Below are 24,502 nucleotides of genomic sequence, written 5' to 3' on the forward strand. Positions count from 1 at the left end.
CGGCCGACCGCCCGCGCGCCGAGGGCGAGCCGGCGCCGGAGCGGCCCGCGCCGGGTGCCCGGTGAGGGCCCGCTCCGCGTGGGGCGTGCGGGCGGCCGCCGCCCTGCTCACCCTGGCGGGACTCGGCCACACCCTGTGGACCGGAGTCGCCGACCCGGGCGTCGCCCTGGCCTTCGGCATCCTCATCACCATCGGGGAAATGGCCCGGGGCGACCACCGTGACCCCGCCGGGCACGTCCCCGGTGAGGACCGCCGGCCCGCGCCGCTCGGCTTCGCCGCCGCCCTCGCGTACGCCCTGCTCGGCCAGAACGCCGGGCACCCCACCCAGCACGGGGTCCTGCAGACCGTCGCCGTCGTCGTCGCGGCAGCCCTGGCCGGGGTGGTGCCGCACGTCGCCCGGGGCCGCGGGCCGGCCCTGGACCACGTGGCCCGCCGGGTCCTGACCGTGGCCTTCGCCGCCGCCTGCTTCCAGCCCCTGCACCACTCCGGGCGGCTGGGGCAGTGGCTCGGGCAGGGCCCGTACACGGTCCTGTTCCTGCTGCTCCTGCTCGGCCTGACCGCCCTGTGCGACGCCGTCCTCGCCGCCGCGTCGGCCCGGTCCCGCACCGGATGGCCCTACGGGCCGCTGCTGCGCGACGAGCTGCGCGCCCGGGTCGGCATCGGCGCCGCGATCTGTGCCACCGGGGTCGTCATGGCCCTCGGCGTGGCCGTGGCGGGCCTGTGGGCCCTGCCCGTCTTCAGCGTGCCGCTGCTGCTGACCCAGATGTCCTTCCACCGGATCACCGCGATCCGCACCACCTACCGCCAGACCATCACCTCCCTGGCGCGGGCCACCGAGATCGCCGGCTACACCCCACCGGGGCACTCCCGCCGGGTCGCGGCCCTCAGCTGCGCCGTCGGCCGCGAGCTGGGGCTCTCCGAGCGGGAGCTCACGGTGCTGGAGTACGCCGCCCTGATGCACGACATCGGGCAGCTCTCGCTGGTCGACCCGGTCCCCTCCGGCGCCACCGCGGCCCTGCCCGCCGACGAGGCCCGCCGGATCGCCGGGCTGGGCGGCGAGGTGGCCCGCCAGACCGGGGTGCCGCCCGAGGTCGCGGTGATCGTGGAGCGGCAGGCGGACCCGTACCGGCACCAGCCCGTCGCCGCCCGGATCGTGCGCGCGGTGAACGCGTACGACGACCTGGTGGGCGGGAACCGTCACCCGGGCGGCTCACTGGCAGCCCTGGAGCAGCTCCGGCTGGGCACCGGGCACGATTACGAGCCGGAGGTCGTGGAGTCCTTGGCGAGGGTTCTGGCCAGGGGCGGGCGGGGCGGAGTCGTCCCCGTCCCACCGGGGTAACCCATGGGTAATGAGCGGCCGTCCGAGCGGGCATGGTTGGATGCAGTAGGAGTGTCCGTGAGGGTGTCCGCAAGGCTGCACCGTTGGACCGGCAGGCGGGAATCGTGAGGATCTTCGGGAAGGTACGGCATCGGCCCTCCGCCTCGTGGCGGCAGGCCACCGACCGCGCGTTCACGCTGATCGGCGACGGTCGGTACGAGGACGCGGGCGCGCTGCTGACCAGGGCGGCGGATCTGGAGCCCTGGCTGTCCGAGTCCTGGTTCAACCTGGCCCTGCTCCACAAGTTCCGGCACGACTGGGAGCAGGCGCGGGCCGCCGGGCTGCGCGCCGTGGCCCTGCTGGACCGCGAGACCGGCGCCCCGGACTGGTGGAACGTGGGGATCGCCGCGACCGCCCTCCAGGACTGGCCGCTGGCCCGCCGGGCCTGGCAGGCGTACGGGCTGAGGGTGCCCGGCGACCCGCACAGCACCGCCGGGACGGGCGAGCCGGTCGGCATGGAGCTCGGCAGCGCGGCGGTACGGCTGTCGCCCGAGGGCGAGGCCGAGGTCGTGTGGGGCCGCAGGCTCGATCCGGCCCGGATGGAGGTCCTGTCCATTCCGCTTCCCTCCTCGGGACGGCGCTGGGGCGAGGTCGTCCTGCACGACGGCGTCCCGCACGGCGAGCGGATCACCGCGGCCGGCCCCTCGTACCCGGTCTTCGACGAGATCGAGCTGTGGGCCCCCTCCCCGGTGCCGACCTGGGTGGTGCTGCTGGAGGCGGCCACCGAGGCCGACCGCGACGCCCTGGAGCAGCTGGCCTCCGACGCCGGCTTCGCCGCCGAGGACTGGTCCTCGTCCGTCCGGCTGCTGTGCCGGACCTGCTCGGAGAGCGCGATGCCCAGCGGCGAGGGCGAGGGGGACCACCTGGACCCCCACGACCACAGCGAACCGGGCCATCCGGGCCCGCTCGGCCACCGCACGGCCGGTTCCGGCTCCCTGTGGGTGCCCGAGCGCGAATGCGGCATCGCGGCGCCGGCCGGCCTGGTGCGCGGACTGCTCGACGGATGGGTCGCGGACAGCCCCGACAGCCGGGAATGGCGGGATCTCGAAGAAGTCTGCTGAACCCGGGCCGTAGGCTGTACCGGCACATCGGTGACTTACGGAAGGCGTACGGCGGACATGGCGCAGCAGGAGAACCAGGTGATTCCGGTCGACGACGAGGGCTACGTCGTGGACACCGAGGACTGTGAGGCGCGCGAGGTCGCCCACCGCGAGCGCGGCACCTCCCTTCCCATCACGGTGGTCGGCAACCCGGTGCTCCACCGGGAGTGCAAGGACGTCACCGAGTTCGGCGAGGAGCTGGCGCAGCTGATCGACGACATGTTCGCCAGCCAGAAGACCGCCGAGGGCGTGGGCCTGGCCGCGAATCAGGTCGGCGTGGACGCCAAGGTCTTCGTCTACGACTGCCCGGACGACGACGGCAAGCGGCACACCGGTTACGTGGTCAACCCGAAGCTGGTGGAACTGCCGGCCGCCGGCCGCGTGCTGGACGACTCCAACGAGGGCTGCCTCTCGGTCCCGACCGCGTACGCGCCCCTGGCCCGCCCGGACTACGCCGAGGTGACCGGCCAGGACGCCCAGGGCAACCCGATCAAGATCCGCGGCACCGGCTACTTCGCGCGCTGCCTCCAGCACGAGACGGACCACCTGTACGGGTACCTGTACATCGACCGGCTCTCCAAGCGCGAGCGCAAGGACGCCCTGCGGCAGATGGAAGAGGGCACCCCGCGCTACCCGGTCGTCGCCAACGACTGATCCGCCGGTCAGCCGATCCGTCTCACGCCGCCCGCGGCCCCCTGATCGCCGGCCGCAAGGCGTTCGGGGTGGCGCGGGGCGGCAGCCGGCGGATCGACCGGGCCCGGCTGCCGGGCGTCCAGCGGAGCGCCGTCCAGCAGGGCCCGGATGTCGGCCGGGACCGGCATCGGCGTGAACAGGCCCGCCCGCGTGCGCCCCGTGTTGCCGTGCGGCACGCGCCCGGTCGTCGACCCGACCCCCGCGACCAGCAGCCGCACCACCTGCCCCACGGCCTCGCCCCTGTCCCGGCAGCGCACGGCGAGCCGGAACATGTGCCAGTGCGCCCGGGTGTGCGGCCAGGGCCAGGCCTGCGAGATGATGTGCGCCCGCTCCAGGGCGGTCCACATGGCGGCGGTGTCGGGGGAGGCGGTGCGCGCGCGGGCCAGCTCGGCCTCGAAGGCATCGCGTACGGCGGGTGACATGGGCTTGGATCTCATGGTCCCCACCCTGCCCCCGGTCCGCGCGGACGGCTTGAACGGACCTGCTACCGCCAGCGGATCCGGCGGGTGAATTCCGAGGGCGCGATCCCGAACATCCGGCGGCACACCCGGCTGAAGTGTGCGCTGTCGCTGAAGCCCGCCCCGTGCGCGGCCTCCGTCAGCGTCCGCCCCCGCGAGACCAGTTCGGCCGCCCCCATCAGCCGCAGCCACCGCACGTACGGCCGGAACGGCAGTCCCAGCTCCGCCTGGAACAGGTGCGACAGCCGGCTCTCGGAGAGCCCGGCCACCGCGGCCGCTTCCGCCAGCCGCACCGGACCCCGCCCCGGCAGCCACGCCAGTACCCGGGCCAGCCCGGGATGCCGGGCCGCGGCGGGCAGCCGGCTCTCCAGGAGTACGGAGTCCAGCGCGCACGCCGCCTCGAAGGGATCGGTGGGCAGCCCCGGCGGCAGCAACCCCTCCCGGACCCCGGCCCGCTCCGCCAGCCGCCGCCCCGCGGCCGACGCGGGGTCGTAGTGCAGCAGCACGGCGCGCTCCGCCCCGCGCAGCACCGCGTGCCGCACCCCGGCGGGCACGACGAAGGCCCGGCAGACGATGGTCTCGCCCGCCGGGCCTTCGAGCAGCAGCCCGTCCCGGTCCCCGTCCAGCGTCGCGATGACCTGGACGGAATGGTGCGCGTGCACGGTGGCCGGCCCGACGGCGCCGCCGTAGACCAGCCCGCCGGGCCGGAGCCGGGCGCTCCCCGCCCAGGTGGAACTTCCCATGGGCGGGACCGTAGCCGGAGCTAGAAGTCCTCGTCCAGGTCGACCGTGCCCTCGACCGCGACCTGGTAGGCCGACGGGCGGCGCTCGAAGAAGTTCGTCAGCTCCTGGACGCCCTGGAGCTCCATGAACGAGAACGGGTTCTGCGAGCCGTACACCGCCGGGAAGCCCAGGCGGACCAGGCGCTGGTCCGCGACGCACTCCAGGTACTCGCGCATCGACTCGGTGTTCATGCCCGGCAGGCCGTCACCGCACAGGTCGCGGCCGAACTGGAGCTCGGCCTCCACGGCCTCCTTGAGCATGTCCGTGACCTGCTGCTGGAGCGCGTCGTCGAAGAGCTCCGGCTCCTCCTTGCGGACCGTGTCCACGACCTCGAAGGCGAAGTTCATGTGCATGGTCTCGTCGCGGAACACCCAGTTGGTGCCGGTGGCCAGACCGTGCAGCAGGCCGCGGGAGCGGAACCAGTACACGTACGCGAAGGCGCCGTAGAAGAACAGGCCCTCGATGCACGCGGCGAAGCAGATGAGGTTCAGCAGGAAGCGACGGCGGTCGGCCTGCGTCTCCAGCCGCTCCAGCTTCTCGACCTCGTTGATCCACTTGAAGCAGAACTGCGCCTTCTCGCGGATCGACGGGATCTCCTCGACGGCGTCGAAGGCGGCCGCGCGGTCGTCCGGGTCGGGCAGGTAGGTGTCCAGCAGCGTCAGGTAGAACTGGACGTGCACGGCCTCCTCGAACAGCTGGCGCGACAGGTACAGGCGCGCCTCCGGGGAGTTGATGTGCTTGTAGAGCGTCAGCACCAGGTTGTTCGAGACGATCGAGTCACCGGTCGCGAAGAACGCGACCAGACGGCCGATCATGTGCTGCTCGGCCGGCGTCAGCTTCGAGAGGTCGGCGACGTCCGAGTGCAGGTCGACTTCCTCGACCGTCCACGTGTTCTTGATCGCGTCCCGGTAGCGCTCGTAGAAGTCCGGGTAGCGCATGGGGCGCAGGGTCAGTTCGAAGCCCGGGTCGAGCAGGTTCTTCTTCTTGTCGGTGGTGCTCATTACTGGCAGGCCTCGCAGGACTCGGGGTTTTCCAGGGAGCAGGCCAGCGCCTCGGCGTCGACGGCCTGCGGGAGGGGGGTGGCGGTCGCGGGGACGGCGCTGCCGGAGGCGGCGCGGGCGATCTTCGTCGCCGGGCGGGACCGCAGGTAGTACGTGGTCTTCAGACCCTGCTTCCAGGCGTACGCGTACATCGAGCTGAGCTTGCCGATGGTGGGCGTCTCCAGGAACAGGTTCAGCGACTGCGCCTGGTCCAGGAACGGGGTACGGGCGGCCGCCATGTCGATCAGGCCGCGCTGCGGGATCTCCCACGCCGTGCGGTACAGCTCGCGCACCTCGGCCGGGATCCAGCCGAAGCCCTGCACGGAGCCGCTGGACTCGCGCAGCGCCTCGCGGGTCTGCGCGTCCCACACGCCGAGCTGCTTGAGCTCCTCCACCAGGTAGCCGTTGACCTGGAGGAACTCGCCCGACAGGGTCTCGCGCTTGAAGAGGTTGGAGACCTGCGGCTCGATGCACTCGTACACGCCCGCAATGGAGGCGATGGTCGCCGTCGGGGCGATGGCCAGCAGCAGGGAGTTGCGCATGCCGCTCTTCGCGATGCGGGCGCGCAGGGCGTCCCAGCGCTCCGGCCAGTTCAGCTCGACGTCGAAGTGGTCGGGGTGCAGCACGCCGCGGGCGGTGCGGGTCTGCTCCCAGGCCGGGAGGGGGCCGCTGCGCTCGGCGAGGTCGCAGGAGGCCTCGTAGGCGGCCAGCATGATGCGCTCGGAGAGCTTGGTGGACAGGGCCTTCGCCTCGGCCGAGTCGAACGGCAGCTTCAGCTTGAAGAAGACGTCCTGCAGGCCCATCGCGCCCAGACCCACCGGCCGCCAGCGGGAGTTGGAGCGGCCCGCCTGCTCGGTCGGGTAGAAGTTGATGTCCACCACGCGGTCGAGGAAGGTCACGGCCGTGCGGACGGTCTCGTCCAGGCGCTCCCAGTCGATCTCGCCGTCCACGACGAAGGCGCCCATGTTGACCGAGCCGAGGTTGCAGACGGCGGTCTCGCCGTCGTTGGTGACCTCGATGATCTCGGTGCAGAGGTTGGAGGAGTGGACGACGGTGCCCGGCTCGGCGGTCTGGTTCGCCGTGCGGTTGGAGGCGTCCTTGAAGGTCATCCAGCCCTGGCCGGTCTGCGCGAGGGTGCGCATCATCCGGCCGTACAGGTCGCGGGCGGGCATGGTCTTGCGGGCCAGGCCCGAGGCCTCGGCCTTGTGGTAGGCGGCGTCGAACTCGTCGCCCCACAGGTCCACCAGTTCGGGGACGTCGGCCGGGGAGAACAGCGACCAGTCGGCGTCGGCGTTCACGCGGCGCATGAACTCGTCCGGCACCCAGTGGGCCAGGTTCAGGTTGTGGGTGCGGCGCTGGTCCTCACCGGTGTTGTCGCGGAGCTCCAGGAACTCCTCGATGTCCGCGTGCCAGGTCTCCAGGTAGACGGCGGCGGCGCCCTTGCGGCGGCCGCCCTGGTTCACGGCGGCGACGGAGGCGTCGAGGGTCTTCAGGAACGGCACGATGCCGTTGGAGTGGCCGTTGGTGCCGCGGATCAGGGAGCCGCGGGCCCGGATGCGCGAGTACGAGAGGCCGATGCCGCCGGCGTGCTTGGAGAGGCGGGCGACCTGGTGGTAGCGGTCGTAGATCGAGTCCAGCTCGTCCAGCGGGGAGTCCAGCAGGTAGCAGGAGGACATCTGCGGGTGGCGGGTGCCGGAGTTGAAGAGCGTGGGGGAGGACGGCAGGTAGTCCAGGCGGCTCATCAGCCGGTAGAGGGAGGCGACTTCCTCGACGGCCTGGACGGTGTCGTTCTCGGCGAGGCCGCAGGCCACGCGCAGCATGAAGTACTGCGGGGTCTCGATCACCTGACGGGTGATCGGGTGGCGCAGCAGGTAGCGGCTGTGCAGGGTGCGCAGGCCGAAGAAGCCGAAGCGGTCGTCCGCGCCCTCGGCGAGCGCGTGCTCGACCAGGGAGTTCAGGCGGGCCGCGTGGAGGGCGACGAACTCGGCGGTGCGGTCCGCGATCAGGCCCTCGCGGTGGCCGACGGCGACGGACTCGGCGAAGGACGCCGAACCCTGGCCCGCGGCCTCCTCGGCCACGGCCAGCGTCAGCAGGCGGGCGGCGAGGCGGGAGTACGCCGGGTCCTCGGAGATCAGGCCCGCGGCGGCCTCGGTGGCCAGCCCCCGCAGCTCGGCCTCGTCCGCGACGGCGCTGCGGCCGCGCAGGGCGGCGGCGGCGACCCGGCCCGGGTCGGTGTCGGGGAGGTCGACGGTCAGCTCGGTGAGAGTACGCAGCAGCGCGGCCCCCGGGCCTTCGGTGGTGTCGCCAGAAGTGGACTCGGCGCGCGGTGCGGAAGGCGCGATGGTCACGGCGGGAGCTCTCCCTCGCTCGGCCCGGTCATCGGCGGGGGCGCGGGCGGGCGCATGCGGGCGCACGGAAAGGCGCGACGTGCCGCATGGCGTCCACCGGCCCAACCGCGAGGCCCGGACGTGTCTCTACCCGGTTCGGTCGATCCGGGCGCGCTGCCGGCAGGTCCTCGGACTTGCGGAATGCACCAATGGGTGCACGTCATACCGTTGCGGGACAGTTCCGGATTCACACCGGATTCCCCTGCGGCGACAGCGAGGATGAGCATACATGTGGGGGCGGCCCGATGCGTGACCCCCCACATGTTGTGTCGGCCCCTTGCTGAGCGTGGTGTTACAGCTCCAGCCGGTACGTGAGCAGGGTCAGCGCGGGGATCGGCGCCCAGTCCCGCTCCGGAGTGCGTACGAATCCCAGGCGGGCGTAGATCCGCTGGGCGCCGACCATGGCGGGCTGGGTGGACAGCACCAGCGCCGACACCCCGTCCAGGGCCCGCGCCCGGTCGACGCAGGCCCGCACCAGGGCCTCCCCGACCCCCGCCCCGCGCGCCTCGGCGGCCACGGCCAGCATCCGGAACTCGGCCTCGCCGGGGCCCGCTACGTCGGCGAGGGGGCTCCCCGGTGCGGCGAACGTCACTCCTCCGAGGACCTCGTGGTCCCGCGCGGCGACGATCACCTCCCCGTCCCCGGCCCGGCCGGCGACGTCCCGCAGGACGTTCAGGTAGTGGTCGGCCCCGTTCGCATCGAGCAGCCCGTCCCCGGTGTAGGCCTGCCCGGTGATCTCGCCCAGCCGGTCGTACTCGGCGGCCCGCGCCGTCCTGATCTCGATGTCCATGCCGTCGAGTGTGCGCCATGCGTGACGGTGCCCGGCGCTATCGTCGGAACCAGCACCGTCGAGGAAGGCGAGCGAGGCATGACCGTCATGGCTGACCGTCCCCAGATGCTGACCGAGGAGTTCGAGACCCTCGCGCGCATAGCCGCCAAAGAGGTGGAGCTGCTGCGACTGGAGTTCATCGACGGAAAGCTGGGGGTCAAGGCGGTGCCTGACGGGGACCACGACCGGATCGTCGTGTGGCTGTCCCGCATCTGCATGCAGCACCGGCCGGAGGTCTGGCTCCATGTGGAACGCGGCCTGAAGGTCGAGCAGTACCGTTCGGGCCGGGCCCGCCCGGACGCGTCCCTCGCCCCGGACGGCGCATTCGAGGGGCAGGGGGAGTGGGCCGACCCGGCTCCCGTCCTGATGGTCGTCGAGGTCACGTCGTACGACTCCGGCACCGACGAGGGCGACCGCAGGGACAAGCCGCGCGCGTACGCGGCGACGGGCATCCCCGTGTACCTCCTCGTCGACCGGGACAACCGCCGGGTGCAGGTCCACAGCGACCCCGACGGCCAGCTGTACGAGACGGTGCGCACCGTCCCCTTCGGCAAGGACGTGGAACTGCCCGATCCCGTCGGCTTCACCTTCCCGACCGAAGCCCTCAAGGACTGGGTGCGCTGAGTGCGCCGAAGGGCCCCGCCGGACCGGCGGGGCCCTTCGTGCGCGCGGCACGGGTTCAGCAGCAGCGGAAGCCCTCGCGGGGGTCCGCCTCGCGGGCGTCCGTACGGGCCCGCTCGAAGGCGCGCCGGGTCATGACCTCGGCGTCCGGGTCGTGGGAGCGGGCGTGGGCGACGTAGCGGTCGTACGCGGCCTCGCCGGAGAACTCCCGGACGTAGAACCGCGCCTTGGCCAGCGCCGCGCGGACCCCGCTCATGCCACGGGCTCCTTGACCCGGCCGCCGCCCCCGTCGAGGCCGGCCGCCGCGAGCTCGGCCTTCTCCTCGGCGGAGGCCAGCAGGCCGGCCGGGGCGACGATCTTCGACTCGGTCCACGGCACCTCGGAGAGCCGCACGGAGTCCGGGTCGGCGACGGCCTTGAGGCAGGTCCGGGCCGCGTCCGCCAGCACGATCAGGATCAGGACGGCGAACAGCACCGACAGGACGCCGTCGACCGTGGCGTTGGTGACCACGGTGTGCATGTCGTCCATGCTCTTGGCGGGCGGCAGCACCTTCCCCGCGTCGATGCCGGTCTGGTACTTGTCGCGCTGGGCGAAGAAGCCGACCTTCACGTCGTCGGAGAAGATCTTCTGGTAGCTCGCGGTGAGGGTGACGGCCACGTCCCAGGCGAGCGGAACACCGGTGACCCAGGCCCACTTGAGCCGCCCCGACTTCACCAGCAGCGTGGTGCAGACGGCCAGGGCCACCGCGGCCAGCAGCTGGTTCGCGATCCCGAACAGCGGGAAGAGCTGGTTGATGCCGCCCAGCGGGTCCTTCACGCCGACCCACAGGAAGTAGCCCCAGCCGCCGACCACGATCGCGCTGGCCAGCCAGACGCCCGGCTTCCAGCTGACGTCCTTGAAGGACTTGTGCACGTTGCCGAGGGTGTCCTGGAGCATGAACCGCCCGACGCGGGTTCCCGCGTCGACCGTGGTCAGGATGAAGAGGGCCTCGAACATGATGGCGAAGTGGTACCAGAACGCCTTCATGCCGGATCCGCCGATGACGGAGGAGAAGATCTCCGACATCCCGAGTGCGAAGGTCGGCGCACCACCCGTACGGGACAGCAGGCTCGCCTCCTCCACGTCCTTCGCGGCCTGCGCGAGAGCGTCCGGGGTGATGGCGAAGCCGAAGTGGGTGACGGCCTCGGAGGCGGTCTGGACGGTGGTGCCGATGACCCCGGCGGGGGAGTTGACCGCGAAGAACAGGCCGGGCTCGATGATGCACGCGGCGATCACGGCCATGATCGCGACGAAGGACTCGGTGAGCATCGCGCCGTAACCGATGACCCGGACCTGGGTCTCCTTCTGGATCATCTTCGGGGTGGTGCCGGAGGCGACCAGCGAGTGGAAGCCGGACAGCGCCCCGCAGGCGATGGTGATGAAGACGAAGGGGAACATCGAGCCGGCGAAGACCGGGCCGTCGCCGCGCGTGGCGAAGTCGGTGACCGCGGGCATCTTCAGCGTCGGCACCGCGACGACCACGCCGACCGCCATCAGCGCGATCGTGCCCACCTTCATGAAGGTGGACAGGTAGTCGCGGGGTGCGAGCAGCAGCCACACGGGCAGCACCGAGGCGATGAAGCCGTAGGCGATCATCCAGATGACCAGGGTCTCCTTCTCCAGGGTGAAGAACTCCGCCCAGGAGGACTCGGCGACCCAGCCGCCCGCCACGATGGCGAGGAGCAGCAGCGCCACGCCGATGACGGAGACCTCGGTGACCCGGCCCGGCCGCAGGACGCGCAGGTAGACGCCCATGAAGAGGGCGATCGGGATGGTCATTCCGATGGAGAAGACGCCCCACGGCGAATGCGCCAGGGCGTTGACGATGACGAGCGCGAGCACGGCCAGCAGGATGATCATGATGGCGAACACGGCGAGGAGGGCGGCGGCTCCGCCGACCGGGCCGATCTCGTCCCGGGCCATCTGGCCGAGCGAGCGGCCGTCGCGCCGCGTGGAGAAGAACAGCGTCACCATGTCCTGCACGCCGCCGGCGAAGATGACGCCCGCGACGATCCAGATCGTGCCGGGCAGGTAGCCCATCTGCGCGGCGAGGACCGGGCCGACCAGCGGGCCCGCGCCGGCGACGGCGGCGAAGTGGTGGCCGAAGAGCACGCGCCGGTCGGTCGGGTGGAAGTCGACACCGTTGTCGAGGCGTTCGGCCGGAGTGGCCCGGGTCTTGTCCACCTTCAGCACGCGGTTCGCGAGGAACCGCGCGTAGAAGCGGTAGGCGATGGCGTACGAGCCCAGTGCGGCGGCGAGCAGCCAGGCGGCAGAGATCTCCTCACCCCGGGAGAGCGCCAGCACCCCCCAGCCGACGGCCCCCACGAGGGCCACGCCCAGCCATGTCGCCACGGACCGGGGGGAGAGCCTTCCCGTCGGAGAAGGCGAGCCCGGCCCGTCGCCGGGGCTCGCCGCGCCCCTCGGATTCGGAGCCCGATCCGTCTGTGTTGCTTCCGGTTCCGCCATGATCCTCGTCCCCTCGTTGATCATCTGCCGAGCGCAGGGAATCTACGGGGACCCGACCGGTGGACGTAAGTCCCCGTCCGTATAGCGGTACGAGGTTCCACCGGAGGCCGAACAGGAGTCAACCTCCTTTTACACGGCGGGTCGCTGAAGGCGGGCCACGAACTTGTAACGGTCGCCGCGGTACACCGATCGCACCCATTCGACCGGTTCGCCGTCGGCGTCCAGCGAATGGCGGGAGAGCATCAGCATCGGCAGGCCGACGTCGGTGCCGAGCAGTCCGGCCTCGCGCGGGGTGGCCAGCGAGGTCTCGATGGTCTCCTCGGCCTCCGCGAGCCGTACGTCGTACACCTCGGCGAGCGCGGTGTAGAGGGAGGTGTACTTGGCCAGCGAACGGCGCAGCGCGGGAAAACGCTTGGCCGAAAGGTGCGTGGTCTCGATGGCCATCGGCTCGCCGCTCGCCAGGCGCAGCCGCTCGATGCGCAGGACCCGGCCGCCGGTGGCGATCTTGAGGAGTCCGGCGAGGGTGTCGTCCGCGGTCACGTAGCCGATGTCCAGGAGCTGGGAGGTCGGCTCCAGCCCCTGTGCCCGCATGTCCTCCGTGTACGAGGAGAGTTGGAGCGGCTGCGAGACCTTGGGCTTCGCCACGAAGGTGCCCTTGCCCTGGATGCGCTCCAGCCGCCCCTCGACCACGAGCTCCTGCAGGGCCTGGCGGACGGTGGTCCGGGAGGTGTCGAACTCGGCCGCGAGCGTGCGCTCCGGCGGCACGGGGGTGCCGGGCGGCAGGGTCTCGGTCATGTCGAGCAAGTGCCGCTTGAGTCGGTAGTACTTGGGCACACGCGCCGTGCGAGTGGCTGCCCCGCCTTCCGGCTCCGTGGTCGCCCCTTCGGTGGCCATCGCCGCCCGCCTTCCCGACTCCAGTTTCACTGCCGTCACCGGCTCCTCCGATATGTGCGGTCACATGGTGACACGGGAGCGAGGACAGGCCTCCTCCCTCCCCCAGGTGTCGGTCCGGTAACGGACCGATCACCCGCTCATTAGACCCTTGACACCCCTAAAGGTCTAGGCCAAGCTCCGGTTGCTGGTCTAAACCAATATGGATCGGATCCCGGCCCCACGGGCAGTACTTGGTACGTACGTCACCGCGGCGGGCGAGGGAAGTTGCAGGCAGCATCCCTGAGGAGGGTGGCGTGAAGCGCAAGCTCATTGCGGCGGTCGGTGTCGTGGGCATGATGGTCGGTGTCGCGGCGTGCGGCAACAGCGGCGACGACAAGCCGAAGGCCGACTCGTCGGGTGGCGCCAAGGAGATCACCGTCTGGGTGATGGACGGCTCCGCACCGAAGGCCTGGCTCGAAGAGGTCAACAAGCAGTTCTCGGCCAAGCACCCCGGTGTGACGGTGAAGGTCGAAGAGCAGAAGTGGACCGGCATCCAGGAGAAGGTCACCACCGCCCTCTCCGAGAACACCCCGCCGGACGTCCTTGAGCTCGGCAACACCCAGACCGTCGGCTACGCGGTCACCGGCGGCCTCGCCGACCTGTCCGGCGACAAGTCCAAGCTCGGCGCCGACGCCTGGTCGAAGGGCATGCTGTCCTCCGCCGAGGTCGACGGCAAGCTCTACGCCGCTCCCTGGTACGCCGCCAACCGCGTCGTCATCTACGACAAGAAGGCCTACGAGAAGGCCGGCATCACCGCCCCCAAGACCCGTGACGAGTGGGTCGCCGGTCTGGAGAAGCTGAAGGCCTCCGACCCGGCCGCGCAGCCGATCTACCTGCCCGGCCAGAGCTGGTACATCCTCGCCGGCTTCGTCTGGGACGAGGGCGGCGACCTCGCCGTCAAGGACGGCGGCAAGTGGAAGGGCCAGCTGAGCACCCCGCAGGCCGCCTCCGCGATGGACTTCTACAAGAAGCTCCAGTCCTACTCCACCGCCCCCAAGGACAAGGACGAGGCCACCCCGCAGCAGTCCACCGACATCGTCCCCAAGGGCGGCGTCTCGTCCTGGATCGGTCTCGGCTGGGAGGCCCAGGGCGCGCTGAAGGCCCTGAAGGACGCCGGCAAGGAAGGCGACTTCGGCTACTTCCCGATCCCGGGCAAGACCGCCGACAAGCCGGGCTCCGTCTTCCTCGGCGGCTCGAACCTCGCCGTGGCCGAACGCTCCAAGAACAAGGAGCTCGCCAAGGAGTGGCTCGCCCTCGCCGCCGGCAAGGAGCAGATGACCAAGTACGCCGCCGCCACCGAGGGCGCCCTGCTCCCGAACCAGGCCGCCGCGAACTTCGCCGCCGCCCCCGGCTCCTTCGCGGAGTCCATGGCCAAGGCCGCCCTCTCCGGCAAGATCACCCCGGTCACGGCCGGCTGGGCGAACGTCGAGACCGAGCCGAACCCCATCAAGGAGTTCATGACCAAGGTCCTGAAGGGTGAGGACGCCGCCAAGGCGGGCGCGGACGCGGACAAGGAAATCGCGAACCGCATCAACAAGTAGTCCCACCCCACAGCACCCGCAGCACCCAGCAGTGTGATCGCACCGGGGGGTGCGGCAGGCGCCCCGCAGCGCCTGCCGCGCCCCCGGTCGCGCATTTGACTCCACAGTCAACCGCGAGGAAGCCCCGACATGACCGTGCACTCCCAGGGAGCGGCGACCAGCGCTCCACAGGACGCACCACTGAAGTCCGCCGGCCTGCCGCCGAAGGCAACCGCCGCCCCGGCCGGCCCCAGCCAACCGTCTCCTCGCGGGGGCAGAAAGCAGCTCCCCACGGGGTGGCTGCCGTACCTGCTGATCGCACCGGCGGTGCTCAGCCTCGCGGTCCTGCTCGTGTACCCGCTGATCAAGAACGTGATCCTGTCCTTCCAGGACATCAACAAGATCGAGTTCATCCAGCGCAAGTACCCCTCCGCGGGCTTCGACAACTACACCCAGCTGCTCGGCGACTCGAACTTCTGGACCGTCGTCCTGCGCAGCTTCGGCTTCACCCTCGCCAACGTCGTCCTGATCATGGCGATCGGCAGCCTCATGGGCCTCCTGCTGAACAAGCTCGGCAAGAAGATGCGCCTGGTCCTGTCGATGGCCCTGGTGATGGCCTGGGCCATGCCGATCGTCGCCTCCGTCCAGGTCTTCTACTGGCTGTTCGACGAGCAGTTCGGCGTGATGAACTGGGTGATGCGCACCGCCGGCTTCTCCGGCTACGAGCAGCACAACTGGTTCGAGACCGGCCTGTCCACCCTGACGATCGTCACCGTCCTCGTGGTCTGGGGCTCCATCCCCTTCGTCGCCCTCAACATGTACGCCGCGCTGACCACCGTCGGCGCCGAACTGTACGAGGCCGCCCGCATGGACGGCGCCAACGGCCGGCAGACCTTCTGGAAGGTCGTCTTCCCGCAGCTCAAGCCCTTCTTCCTGATCACCACCTTCCTTGAGGTGATCTGGGTCTTCAAGGCCTTCACCCAGGTCTACGCGATGAACAAGGGCGGCCCCGACCGCGCGTCCGAGATCCTCCCGGTCTTCGCCTTCGTCGAGGGCCAGAGCCAGTCCCACTACGGTCTCGCCGCCGCGATCTCCGTCCTGACGATCCTGATCCTGATCGTCATCATGTCCTTCTACTTCCGCCTGATCCTGAAGCAGGAGGAGGAGCAGTGAGCACCACCACCGCCCCGAAGCCGGCCCAGACCACCCCGTCCGCACGGCCCGCCCAGCGGCTGCGCACCCGCGGCCCGCTGCGCCCCGCGACCGTCGCCAAGAACCTCGGCGCCCTGCTGTTGGCCCTGCTCTTCCTCTTCCCGGTCTACTGGATGTTCTCCTCGGCACTGAAGCCGTCGAGCGAGATCCTCACCAAGGACCCGGTGTTCGTCTTCACCCCGACGACGGAGAACTTCGAGAAGGCCACCGGGGTCGACAACTTCTGGACGTACGTGACGAACAGTCTCGTCGTCACCGTCAGCGCGGTCCTGCTGGCCCTGCTCGTCGCCCTCGCCGCGAGCTTCGCGATCGCCCGCATGAAGTTCCGCGGCCGCAAGGGCATGGTCCTGGCCGTGATGATGGCGCAGATGGCCCCCTGGGAGGTCATGGTCATCGCGATGTACATGATCCTCCGTGACGCCGAGATGCTGAACAGCCTCCCGATGCTCACCGCGATCTACTTCGTGATGGTCCTCCCCTTCACCATCTGGACCCTGCGCGGCTTCATCGCCGCCGTCCCGGTGAGCCTGGAGGAAGCCGCCCAGATCGACGGCTGCACCCGCGGCCAGGCCTTCCGCAAGGTGATCTTCCCGCTGCTGGCGCCCGGTCTGATGTCCACCTCGCTCTTCGGCTTCATCACCGCCTGGAACGAGTTCGCCATGGTCCTGATCCTGAACAAGGACAAGACCGCGCAGACCCTGCCGCTGTGGCTGACCCAGTTCAAAACCGCCTTCGGCAACGACTGGGGCGCCACCATGGCCGCGTCCTCGCTGTTCGCCGTCCCGGTCCTGCTCATCTTCATCTTCCTCCAGCGCAAGGCCGTCGGCGGCATGACCGCCGGCGCCGTGAAGGGATAACGGCCCATGACTGTCCTTGCGCACCGGGCGGACACCCTCACCCGCGACGCCCTCGCCGTCCTCCAGCCCGGCTTCGAGGGCACCACCGCCCCCGCCTGGGTGCTGCGCCGGGTCGGCGAAGGCCTCACCGCCGTGGGTCTCTTCGGCCGCAACATCGCCTCCGCGGAGCAGCTCGCGGCCCTGACCGCGCAACTGCGCGCCGAACGGGACGACGTCCTCGTCGCCATCGACGAGGAGGGCGGGGACGTCACCCGCCTGGAGGTCCGGGGCGGCTCGTCCTTCCCCGGCAACCTCGCGCTCGGCGCCGTCGACGACACCGCCCTGACCCGCGAGGTGGCCCGGGAACTGGGCCGGCGCCTCGCCGAGTGCGGGGTCAACCTCAACTGGGCGCCGTCCGCGGACGTCAACTCCAACCCCGACAACCCGGTCATCGGGGTCCGCTCCTTCGGCGACGGCACCGCTCTGGTGGCCCGGCACACCGCCGCCTACGTCGAGGGCCTCCAGGACGCCGGGGTCGCCGCCTGCACCAAGCACTTCCCGGGCCATGGCGACACCAACGTCGACTCCCACCACGCCATGCCCCGCATCGACGTGGACCTGGACACCCTGCAGGTCCGCGAGCTGGTCCCGTTCAAGGCGGCCATCGAGGCCGGCACCAAGGCCGTGATGAGCGCGCACATCCTGGTGCCCGCCCTCGACCCGACCCGTCCGGCCACGCTCAGCCCGCAGATCCTGACCGGTCTGCTGCGCAAGGAGCTCGGCTACGAGGGCCTCATCGTCACCGACGGCATGGAGATGAACGCCATCGCCGGGACGTACGGCATCGAGCGCGGCTCGGTCCTGGCCATCGCCGCCGGCGCCGACGCGATCTGCGTCGGCGGGGGACTGGCCGACGAGGCGACCGTCCTGAGCCTGCGGGACGCCCTCGTGGCCGCCGTACGCGAGGGCACGCTGGCGGAGGAGCGGCTGGCCGACGCGGCCGCCCGGGTGCGCGCCCTCGCCGAATGGACCCGCCGGGCCCGGCCGGACGCGCGACCGGAGGGGAGCCGCGCGTCCGGCATCGGCCTGACGGCGGCCCGCCGCGCGGTGGTCGTCTCGGGCACCCCGGCCACCGTGTCCGCCCCCTACGTGGCCACGCTCGCTCCCGTCGCGAACATCGCGGTCGGCGACGAGACCCCGTGGGGGGTGGCCGCGGAGCTGGCCGAGCTGGTCCCGGGCACCGGGTCGGGCGTCTACCCCGAGGGCAGCGCCGCCGGGGACGTACTGGCCGCGGCGGGGTCCCGTACGGTCGTCGCCGTGGTGCGCGACGCGCACCGCCACCCCTGGATGACCGAGGTGCTGGACGCCCTGGTCGCGGCCCGGCCGGACACGGTGGTCGTGGAGATGGGCGTACCGCTCGCCGAGCCGCGCGGGGCCCTGTACGTCGCCACGCACGGCGCCTCCCGGGTCTGCGGGCGGGCCGCCGCCGAGGTCATCGCGGGCACGCGGCGGGACTGACGCCGTCGGACGCGGCGCCGGGCACCCGTCACGGGGGTGTCCGGCGCCGCCGCGTCCGGGCGCGCGCGAAGGGCCGGGCCCCCGAGGAGGGGGGCCCGGCCCTTTCCGCGTGGCGCCGGTGCTCCTACAGGCCCTGCCAGGAGGGCTTGTTGGCGAAGGTGTGGCGGAAGTAGTCGGCCAGCTTCAGCTTCGAGGCGGCCGCCTCGTCCACGACGACGGTGGCGTGCCGGTGCAGCTGCAGCGCGGAGGCCGGGACCAGCGCGGACAGCGGGCCCTCGACGGTCTGCGCGACGGCGTCGGCCTTGCCCTCGCCGGTGGCCAGCAGGACCAGGTGGCGGGCGTCGAGGATGGTGCCGATGCCCTGGGTGATGACGTGGTGGGGCACCTGGTCTATGTCGTCCTCGAAGAAGCGCGCGTTGTCCACGCGGGTCTGCTCCGTCAGCGTCTTGATCCGGGTGCGGGAGGCCAGGGAGGAGCACGGCTCGTTGAAGCCGATGTGGCCGTCCGTGCCGATGCCCAGCAGCTGGAGGTCCACCCCGCCGGCGTCCGCGAGGGCCTGGTCGTAGGCCGCGCAGGCGGCCTGGACGTCGGCGGCGGAGCCGTCGGGGCCCATGAAGGACGCCTCGGTCAGCCCGAGCGGCTCCACGACCTCGCGGAGCACGACGGCGCGGTAGGACTCCGGGTGCCCGGCCGGCAGGCCGACGTACTCGTCGAGCTGACAGATCCGGGCCCCGGAGGCGTCGACCTCGCCGGCCTTGACCTTGGCGGCGAGGGCTTCGTAGACGGGCAGCGGGGTAGAGCCGGTCGCCACGCCGAGCAGGGCGTCGGGCTTGCGGCGGACCAGGGCGGCCATGGCCTCCGCGATGAGCTCGCCGCCTGCCTTGGCGTCCGGGACGATGACAACTTCCACGCGGGGCCTGCCGATCTGAGAGGAGTGCGGACACTTGTGGTATAGACCAATCTAGCAGAGCGTGCCCGCCGATGGGCGGGCTCGTGCCCCTTCCATCGTGTTCCCGATCCCCGGCCCCCGCCCGGCCGCGCGCCGGGGTCCTACAGCGCCAGCTGGAGACCGCCCGTGGCGTCCAGGTGCTGGCCCGTGACCCAGCGGGAGTCCGGCGAGGCCAGGAAGGCCACCACGTCGGCGACCTCCTGCGGCGTGCCCACCCGGCCGAAGACCGACCGGGAGGAGGCGTGCGCGCGGGCCTGCGGGTCGGCGAGCCAGGCGGCGTTGAGGTCGGTCTCGGTGATGCCCGGACCCACCGAGTTCACGGTGATCCCCCGCGGGGCGAGCGCGGCGGCCAGCGACACGGTCAGCGCGTTCACCGCGCCCTTGGCCATGATCGTGGCCAGGATCGCCGGCAGCGCGATGGCAGGGGTGCCGGTCACGTTGACGATCCGGCCCCCGTCGGTCAGCCGCTCCAGCCCGTGCTTGATCACGAAGAAGGGCGCCTGGGCGTTGAGCGCCTGGATCCGCCGGAAGGTCTCCTCGTCCGTCTCCTCGATGCCGGCGAAGGTCGCCGCCCCGGCGTTGTTCACCAGGACGTCCACCCGCTCCGTGGCCTGCGGATGGGCCCCGTACGCCGCCCAGAGCGCCTGCGCGTCCCCCGCCACCCCGAGCTCCGCCCCGATGGCGAAGGCGCGCCCACCGGCCGCCGTGATCGCCCCGACGGTCTCCTCGGCGGCCCCCTCGTCGTGCCCGTAGTGGACCGCGACCAGGGCGCCGTCGCGGGCGAGGCGCTCGGCCACCGCCCGTCCGATCCCCCTGCTACCGCCCGTGACCAGTGCCGTCTTTCCCTTGAGCACGCCCATGACGCGCCCCCCTTCAGCATTCGCTAGTGGTCGCTACAGAAGGGACCGTACCAGATGCCTAACGGCCGCTATAGAATGTGCCGCATGGTGACCGGACAACGTGGCAGGCCCCGCTCCTTCGACCGGGACGCCGCCCTCGACAAGGCCATGCTCGCCTTCTGGGAGAACGGCTACGAGGCGACGTCCATCGCCGACCTGACCAGGACCCTGGGCATCGGCGCACCCAGCCTCTACGCCGCCTTCGGCGACAAGCGCAAGCTCTTCGACGAGGTCGTGGTGGTCTACGGCGGCCGGTACGGGGACTTCGCGGCCGTCGCCCTCGCGGAGGAGCCCACCGCTCGCGCCGCCATCGGCCGGATCCTGCGCGAGGCCGCCGAGATCTACACCGACCCGGCCCACCCGCCGGGCTGCATGGTGATCAGCGCCGCGGTCAACACCACCTCGCAGGAGGTGGCCGACGCCCTGCGCGAGCGGCGCAACGCCAACCTGGAGCTGTTCGAGAGCCGCATCCGGGCCGACATCGCCACCGGCGAGCTGCCCGCCGGAACGGACGCGCGGGCGCTGGCCCGCTACGCGGGGGCCGTGCTTCAGGGGATGTCGCAGCAGTCGCGCGACGGGGCGGGCCGGGAAGAGCTGGAAGCGGTGGCGGAGCTGGCGCTGGGCGCCTGGCCGGCGTAGGGGACCCGCCTGGATTTCCGCGGCCTATCGGCGGGGGAATTCCAGGGCGGCGAATTGGATCGTGCCGCGCCCCTTCGGCGCGCTCACTTTCCGTCGCACCGGCTTTCCGCAGCGTTGCTTTCCTCTGGGCCACGGTGCAGGACGGGACCCTCAGCCCGCCCGGCACCGTAGCCCGGAGTACTTACGGCCGACCGGGTGTGCGGTTCCCGACGGCCGGTGGGAGGTGCCTGCGCGGTCAGGGCAGAGCGCGCGGTTACCTCGATCCGTCCTCCTGTGCGGGGAGGGCGGAAACTTGGCACAATTGTGGACTAGACCAATCTGTTCTGTCCATCCAATGGCGGGGTCTGCAATCCCGTCACTTCATCCAACAGTACGCGGAGTGGGCCCCTCCTGGATACTCCTGAGTATTCGCCGTGTGGAAAGTCATCCTCGTACCCGGGGTACGCTCGCCACGTGCCCTCCATGAACGACCTCGTACGCCAGCACACCGCTCTCAGTGAAACCGACCTGGAGTGGCTCCACCTGCTGGTCTCGGAGTGGCAGCTGCTCTCCGACCTCTCCTTCGCCGACCTCGTGCTCTGGGTGCCCACCCTCGACGGCTCCCGCTACGTCTCGGTCGCGCAGATGCGCCCGAACACCGGCCCCACCTCCTACCAGGACGACATGGTCGGCCACCTGGTGCCGCGCGGCCGCCGTCCGCTGCTCGACGCCGCCCTCGACGAGGGCCGCATCGTGCGCGAGGGCGACCCCGAGTGGCGCGAGGAGGTGCCGGTCCGCGTCGAGTCGATCCCCGTCCGCCGCGAGGGCCGGGTCCTCGGCGTGATCGCGCGGAACACGAACCTGCTCACTGTGCGTACACCCAGCCGGCTGGAGCTCACCTACCTCCAGTCCGCCTCCGACCTCGCGCAGATGATCGCCGCGGGCTCCTTCCCCTTCCCCGGGCAGCAGGTCGACATGGACGCCTCCCCGCGCGCCGGGGACGGCCTGATGCGGCTCGACGCCGAGGGCGTGGTGACGTACGCGTCCCCCAACGCGCTCTCCGCCTACCACCGTCTGGGCCTCGCCTCCGACCTGGTCGGCCAGCACCTGGGCACCACCACCGCCGAACTCGCCCCCACCCGGGGGCCGGTGGACGAAGCCATCGTCAAACTGGCCAGCGGCTGGGCTCCCCGGGAGACCGAAGTCGAGGGCAACGGCGGGGTCATCCAGCTGCGCGCCATCCCGCTCAAGCCCAAGGGGACCCGGATCGGCTCCCTCGTGCTCTGCCGCGACGTCACCGAACTGCGCCGTCGCGAACGCGAACTGATCACCAAGGACGCCACCATCCGGGAGATCCACCACCGGGTGAAGAACAACCTCCAGACCGTGGCTGCGCTCTTGCGCCTCCAGGCCCGCCGGATGGATTCGGAGAACGGCCGCGAGGCGCTGAACGAGGCGGTGCGCCGCGTCGGTTCGATCGCGATCGTGCACGAGACCCTGTCTCAGAACCTCGACGAGCGCGTCGAGTTCGACGAGATCGCCGACCGCGTGATCGCGATGGTCGCCGAGATCTCGCCCGGAAAGGTGCGCTGCCGGCGCATCGGCCGCTTCGGGATCCTGGACGCGGAGGTCGCCACTCCGCTGTCGATGGTGCTGACCGAGATCCTCCAGAACGCCCTGGAGCACGCCTTCACCCAGGGGGAGGGCGGCACGGTCGAGGTGTCCGCGACCCGCTCCGGGACCGGCCGCGCCGACGCCCGGCTGCTGATCACGGTGCTCGACGACGGCTGCGGTCTGCCCGAGGGCTTCGACCCGCAGCGGGCCGGCAACCTCGGGCTGCAGATCGTACGGACCCTCGTGGAGGGGGAGCTCGGCGGCACCTTCGACATGCTCCGGGCCGAGCCGCGCGGCACCAAGGTCGTCCTCGACGTGCCGGCGAGCCCGCAGAAGTAGCCCGCCGCGGGAGCCGGACCCCGTCACGCAACGTGACGGGCACAGCACTGAGCCCCGGACCGAATGGTTCCCGGTCCGGGGCTCAAGAGCACGTTGCTGAGCGCTTGTCTGGTACTACGCGCTGCGCGTCGAGGCTCGAAAAGACGAATGTCAGGCGGTGGCGTTGCGCGCCCGGTTGCGAGCGGCGCGGCGCTTCATGGCGCGGCGCTCGTCCTCGCTGAGGCCACCCCAGACGCCGGAGTCCTGACCGGACTCGAGCGCCCACTGCAGGCACTGCTCCATGACGGGGCAACGGCGGCAGACGGCCTTGGCTTCCTCGATCTGCAGCAGCGCAGGACCGGTGTTGCCGATGGGGAAGAAGAGCTCGGGGTCTTCCTCGCGGCAAACGGCGTTGTGACGCCAGTCCATGGCTGCTCCATCTCCTTGTATTGCGGGCAGGTTGCTTGTGAATGTGAACGCTTTCACGAATCCCCCCGTGAGGGAAGGGCCGACCCCCAGGTGACTGGTGGGGTCCGAAGATTCGTGGAGGGGTTCTGGCGCTCTGTGTGGGTGCCGGGTTGTGCGGGCTGTCCCGATCGCCATGTAGAGATTCGCAAACCTCGGACGGGGATACAACCCCTTCCGGAAAGTTTTTTTGGATTCGTCGGTGTCTACTAGGTCACAGCCCTAGTTCCTGGGGGTGGACCGGCGTGTAAACGTTCGAGTGGAAGGACTTTTGGCTCTTCCACTCACACAATCACACGCAGTGCACGGCGTACGCCTGTGAACCGAACGCTGGTGCGCAGCCCGAGGTGGTCCCCGTCCATCTGGAACGGGAGGGGAACCTTCGAATGCAAGGTGAAGTCGGTCAGATCGTGCAGAGACACCGCATGCTTGCCGTGCGGACCGCGCTCAGGAGTCGAGGTCAGGAGCTGCGTGGCGTAGCGGGCGACGGCCGGAGTTGACAAACGGTCGAGGGCCAGTACGTCAAGCGCAGTATCGAACGAGGCCTCCGGAGAGGCGTAAAGCGGACGATTGCCCAGATACGTCCAGGGCGAGGTGTTGCAGACTATCGACAGCACCAGATCCGTCACCGGATCCACGCCGGGCTGCTCCAGAGTGATCGTCCCGCGCCGGCGGTTCGGCTCCTCCCAGAACTGGCGCATGAGCTGTCGCACGTACAGGGCGTGCGTCGAACGCTTGCCGCGTTCGCGCTGCTGCTCGACCCGCCCCACCACGCCCGCGTCGAAGCCGAAGCCCGCACAGAACGTGAACCAGCGCGCCGGGACCGACTCGTCCTCGGTCCCGGGGGTGCCGGCGGCCAGCCCCAGTCCCACCGTCCGCTCGCGCCGCTCCCGCAGCGCGTCCAGCAGGGCGCCGGTCGCCTCCACCGAATCGTTGGGCAGCCCGAGCGCGCGGGCGAAGACGTTCGTCGAACCGCCGGGGACCACCGCCAGCCGCGGCAGCCGCTCGGGATCGGGGCCCTCGTGCAGCAGTCCGTTGACGACCTCGTTCACGGTGCCGTCGCCGCCCAGCGCCACCACGAGGTCCACCCCCTCGTGCGCGGCCTTGCGGCCCAGGTCGCGGGCGTGCCCCCGGTACTCGGTGGTCACCGCCTCCAGCTTCATCTCGCTGGCGAGCGCATGGGTCAGGACGTCGCGCGTGCGCGCACTGGTGGTCGTCGCTGCTGGGTTGGCCACGAGAAGTGCACGCATGAGCGCCAGACTACCCACCCCGTCATATGCGACCCCTACCGACCGTACTCGTCAGCGCCCCGCGGGCCGCGGCTACCCTGCTGGGGTGAGCAAAAAGCCGACCCCCCGCACCCCCGCCGCCCCCGTCGCCGCCGCCGGAGCGGAGCCCGGGGCCGAGCCCGCGGCCCTGCCCGGCCGGCTGACCGGCGCCGCGGCGCTCACCGCGCTGGAGGGTCTGGCCCTGGCCGGACTCGGCCTCTACATGCTGTACGTCGGCATCGCGGGCCACCCCGATTCCGCGCAGCAGGCCGAGACCGGGGGGATCACCCTGCTCGCCCTCGCCGCCCTGCCGCTGATCGCGGCGCGCGGGCTGCGCCGGGGCCGCCGTTGGAGCCGCGGCCCGGCGCTGATCACCCAGCTGATGGCGATGCCGGTGGCCTGGACCCTGTGGAACACGGGCGGCGCGATGCGGATCGCCGCCGTCGCCCTGGCCCTGGCCGCGGTGGCCGTCGCGGTCCTCCTCGTGAACCCGACGGCGACCCGGGCGCTCGGAATCGGGCCCGGCGACCAGGCCCGATAGTCCTTCCCGAGCACCGCT

The 24,502-nt window shown here is 71.2% G+C and carries 23 protein-coding genes and 1 riboswitch; of the genes, 11 read left to right on the forward strand and 12 right to left on the reverse strand.

Annotated elements, in window-relative coordinates; genetic code table 11:
* Nucleotides 1-61 precede the first annotated feature (61 nt).
* The 3 genes from AB4039_RS28090 (at nucleotide 62) to def (ending at nucleotide 3,132) form a co-directional block, all read left to right on the forward strand.
* Entirely contained in the window at nucleotides 62-1,339 is a 1,278-nt protein-coding gene (locus tag AB4039_RS28090) for an HD domain-containing protein (RefSeq protein WP_266842183.1), read from the forward strand.
* 104 nt (nucleotides 1,340-1,443) lie between these two features.
* Complete coding sequence (locus tag AB4039_RS28095) at nucleotides 1,444-2,439, forward strand: tetratricopeptide repeat protein (protein WP_030225829.1); 996 nt, start codon at nucleotides 1,444-1,446, stop codon at nucleotides 2,437-2,439.
* 57 nt (nucleotides 2,440-2,496) lie between these two features.
* Nucleotides 2,497-3,132 (forward strand): peptide deformylase, encoded by a 636-nt coding sequence (gene def / locus AB4039_RS28100; protein ID WP_266842184.1) that lies wholly within the window; start codon nucleotides 2,497-2,499, stop codon nucleotides 3,130-3,132.
* An 8-nt stretch (nucleotides 3,133-3,140) separates the two neighbouring features.
* Here the strand turns inward: def and AB4039_RS28105 are convergent, their stop codons facing one another.
* The 5 genes from AB4039_RS28105 to AB4039_RS28125 form a co-directional block, all read right to left on the reverse strand.
* Complete coding sequence (locus AB4039_RS28105; protein ID WP_266842185.1) at nucleotides 3,141-3,608, reverse strand: DUF3703 domain-containing protein; 468 nt, start codon at nucleotides 3,606-3,608, stop codon at nucleotides 3,141-3,143.
* Nucleotides 3,609-3,655: 47 nt separating this feature from the next.
* Nucleotides 3,656-4,372: a helix-turn-helix domain-containing protein gene (locus AB4039_RS28110; RefSeq protein WP_442272109.1), complete on the reverse strand. Its 717-nt coding sequence runs from the start codon at nucleotides 4,370-4,372 to the stop codon at nucleotides 3,656-3,658.
* Nucleotides 4,373-4,392: 20 nt separating this feature from the next.
* The gene (locus AB4039_RS28115; protein ID WP_266842189.1) at nucleotides 4,393-5,412 is read right to left on the reverse strand and encodes a ribonucleotide-diphosphate reductase subunit beta; all 1,020 of its coding nucleotides are present in this window, start codon (nucleotides 5,410-5,412) and stop codon (nucleotides 4,393-4,395) included.
* Nucleotides 5,412-7,799, reverse strand: a complete 2,388-nt coding sequence (locus AB4039_RS28120) for a ribonucleoside-diphosphate reductase subunit alpha (RefSeq protein WP_266842190.1) — start codon at nucleotides 7,797-7,799, stop codon at nucleotides 5,412-5,414. The genes AB4039_RS28115 and AB4039_RS28120 overlap by 1 nt, the downstream gene beginning before the upstream one ends.
* Nucleotides 7,800-7,940: 141 nt before the next feature.
* A riboswitch (cobalamin riboswitch) is annotated at nucleotides 7,941-8,065 on the reverse strand.
* A 65-nt stretch (nucleotides 8,066-8,130) separates the two neighbouring features.
* Entirely contained in the window at nucleotides 8,131-8,628 is a 498-nt protein-coding gene (locus tag AB4039_RS28125) for a GNAT family N-acetyltransferase (protein ID WP_266842192.1), read from the reverse strand.
* Nucleotides 8,629-8,706: 78 nt separating this feature from the next.
* On the opposite strand from AB4039_RS28125, the gene AB4039_RS28130 reads away from it, so the two are divergent.
* Nucleotides 8,707-9,291, forward strand: a complete 585-nt coding sequence (locus tag AB4039_RS28130) for a Uma2 family endonuclease (protein WP_442272110.1) — start codon at nucleotides 8,707-8,709, stop codon at nucleotides 9,289-9,291.
* 55 nt (nucleotides 9,292-9,346) lie between these two features.
* Here the strand turns inward: AB4039_RS28130 and AB4039_RS28135 are convergent, their stop codons facing one another.
* From AB4039_RS28135 to AB4039_RS28145, 3 genes are all read right to left on the reverse strand, one after another.
* A complete protein-coding gene (locus AB4039_RS28135; protein WP_266842195.1) occupies nucleotides 9,347-9,544 on the reverse strand; it encodes a YbdD/YjiX family protein in 198 nt (65 codons plus the stop codon).
* Nucleotides 9,541-11,793 carry a carbon starvation CstA family protein gene (locus tag AB4039_RS28140; RefSeq protein ID WP_442272115.1) on the reverse strand — a complete coding sequence of 751 codons (2,253 nt, stop codon included), beginning with the start codon at nucleotides 11,791-11,793 and terminating at the stop codon, nucleotides 9,541-9,543. Before AB4039_RS28140 ends, AB4039_RS28135 begins: the two co-directional genes overlap by 4 nt.
* Nucleotides 11,794-11,922: 129 nt before the next feature.
* Nucleotides 11,923-12,687, reverse strand: coding sequence for a GntR family transcriptional regulator (locus AB4039_RS28145; protein ID WP_123080305.1), 765 nt, complete (start codon nucleotides 12,685-12,687; stop codon nucleotides 11,923-11,925).
* Nucleotides 12,688-12,980: 293 nt separating this feature from the next.
* Between AB4039_RS28145 and AB4039_RS28150 the strand changes: the two genes are divergently transcribed.
* The 4 genes from AB4039_RS28150 (at nucleotide 12,981) to AB4039_RS28165 (ending at nucleotide 17,812) form a co-directional block, all read left to right on the forward strand.
* On the forward strand, nucleotides 12,981-14,267 hold the full coding sequence (locus AB4039_RS28150) for an extracellular solute-binding protein (RefSeq protein WP_442272111.1): 1,287 nt from the start codon (nucleotides 12,981-12,983) through the stop codon (nucleotides 14,265-14,267).
* 129 nt (nucleotides 14,268-14,396) lie between these two features.
* On the forward strand, nucleotides 14,397-15,419 hold the full coding sequence (locus AB4039_RS28155; protein WP_266842199.1) for a carbohydrate ABC transporter permease: 1,023 nt from the start codon (nucleotides 14,397-14,399) through the stop codon (nucleotides 15,417-15,419).
* A 59-nt stretch (nucleotides 15,420-15,478) separates the two neighbouring features.
* A complete protein-coding gene (locus AB4039_RS28160; protein ID WP_442272116.1) occupies nucleotides 15,479-16,315 on the forward strand; it encodes a carbohydrate ABC transporter permease in 837 nt (278 codons plus the stop codon).
* Nucleotides 16,316-16,321: 6 nt separating this feature from the next.
* Nucleotides 16,322-17,812: a glycoside hydrolase family 3 protein gene (locus tag AB4039_RS28165; RefSeq protein ID WP_266842200.1), complete on the forward strand. Its 1,491-nt coding sequence runs from the start codon at nucleotides 16,322-16,324 to the stop codon at nucleotides 17,810-17,812.
* A 124-nt stretch (nucleotides 17,813-17,936) separates the two neighbouring features.
* Here AB4039_RS28165 and nagB read toward each other — a convergent pair whose 3' ends face one another.
* Together nagB and AB4039_RS28175 are read right to left on the reverse strand one after the other, a co-directional pair.
* Nucleotides 17,937-18,722 carry a glucosamine-6-phosphate deaminase gene (gene nagB, locus AB4039_RS28170; RefSeq protein ID WP_266842202.1) on the reverse strand — a complete coding sequence of 262 codons (786 nt, stop codon included), beginning with the start codon at nucleotides 18,720-18,722 and terminating at the stop codon, nucleotides 17,937-17,939.
* Between the two features lie 140 nt (nucleotides 18,723-18,862).
* Complete coding sequence (locus AB4039_RS28175) at nucleotides 18,863-19,621, reverse strand: SDR family oxidoreductase (protein ID WP_266842204.1); 759 nt, start codon at nucleotides 19,619-19,621, stop codon at nucleotides 18,863-18,865.
* A gap of 84 nt (nucleotides 19,622-19,705) precedes the next feature.
* Between AB4039_RS28175 and AB4039_RS28180 the strand changes: the two genes are divergently transcribed.
* Together AB4039_RS28180 and AB4039_RS28185 are read left to right on the forward strand one after the other, a co-directional pair.
* Nucleotides 19,706-20,299 carry a TetR/AcrR family transcriptional regulator gene (locus AB4039_RS28180; RefSeq protein WP_266842206.1) on the forward strand — a complete coding sequence of 198 codons (594 nt, stop codon included), beginning with the start codon at nucleotides 19,706-19,708 and terminating at the stop codon, nucleotides 20,297-20,299.
* A gap of 462 nt (nucleotides 20,300-20,761) precedes the next feature.
* Nucleotides 20,762-22,231, forward strand: a complete 1,470-nt coding sequence (locus tag AB4039_RS28185; RefSeq protein ID WP_266844024.1) for a sensor histidine kinase — start codon at nucleotides 20,762-20,764, stop codon at nucleotides 22,229-22,231.
* Nucleotides 22,232-22,381: 150 nt separating this feature from the next.
* Here AB4039_RS28185 and AB4039_RS28190 read toward each other — a convergent pair whose 3' ends face one another.
* Together AB4039_RS28190 and AB4039_RS28195 are read right to left on the reverse strand one after the other, a co-directional pair.
* Nucleotides 22,382-22,639: a WhiB family transcriptional regulator gene (locus tag AB4039_RS28190; protein ID WP_004937597.1), complete on the reverse strand. Its 258-nt coding sequence runs from the start codon at nucleotides 22,637-22,639 to the stop codon at nucleotides 22,382-22,384.
* Between the two features lie 320 nt (nucleotides 22,640-22,959).
* Nucleotides 22,960-23,925 carry a diacylglycerol kinase family protein gene (locus tag AB4039_RS28195; RefSeq protein WP_266842208.1) on the reverse strand — a complete coding sequence of 322 codons (966 nt, stop codon included), beginning with the start codon at nucleotides 23,923-23,925 and terminating at the stop codon, nucleotides 22,960-22,962.
* 85 nt (nucleotides 23,926-24,010) lie between these two features.
* On the opposite strand from AB4039_RS28195, the gene AB4039_RS28200 reads away from it, so the two are divergent.
* Nucleotides 24,011-24,484: a hypothetical protein gene (locus tag AB4039_RS28200; protein ID WP_442272112.1), complete on the forward strand. Its 474-nt coding sequence runs from the start codon at nucleotides 24,011-24,013 to the stop codon at nucleotides 24,482-24,484.
* Nucleotides 24,485-24,502: the final 18 nt, after the last annotated feature.

This window comes from Streptomyces sp. M-16 (assembly GCF_052114405.1).
In the GTDB taxonomy this organism is placed as follows: Bacteria; Actinomycetota; Actinomycetes; order Streptomycetales; family Streptomycetaceae; genus Streptomyces.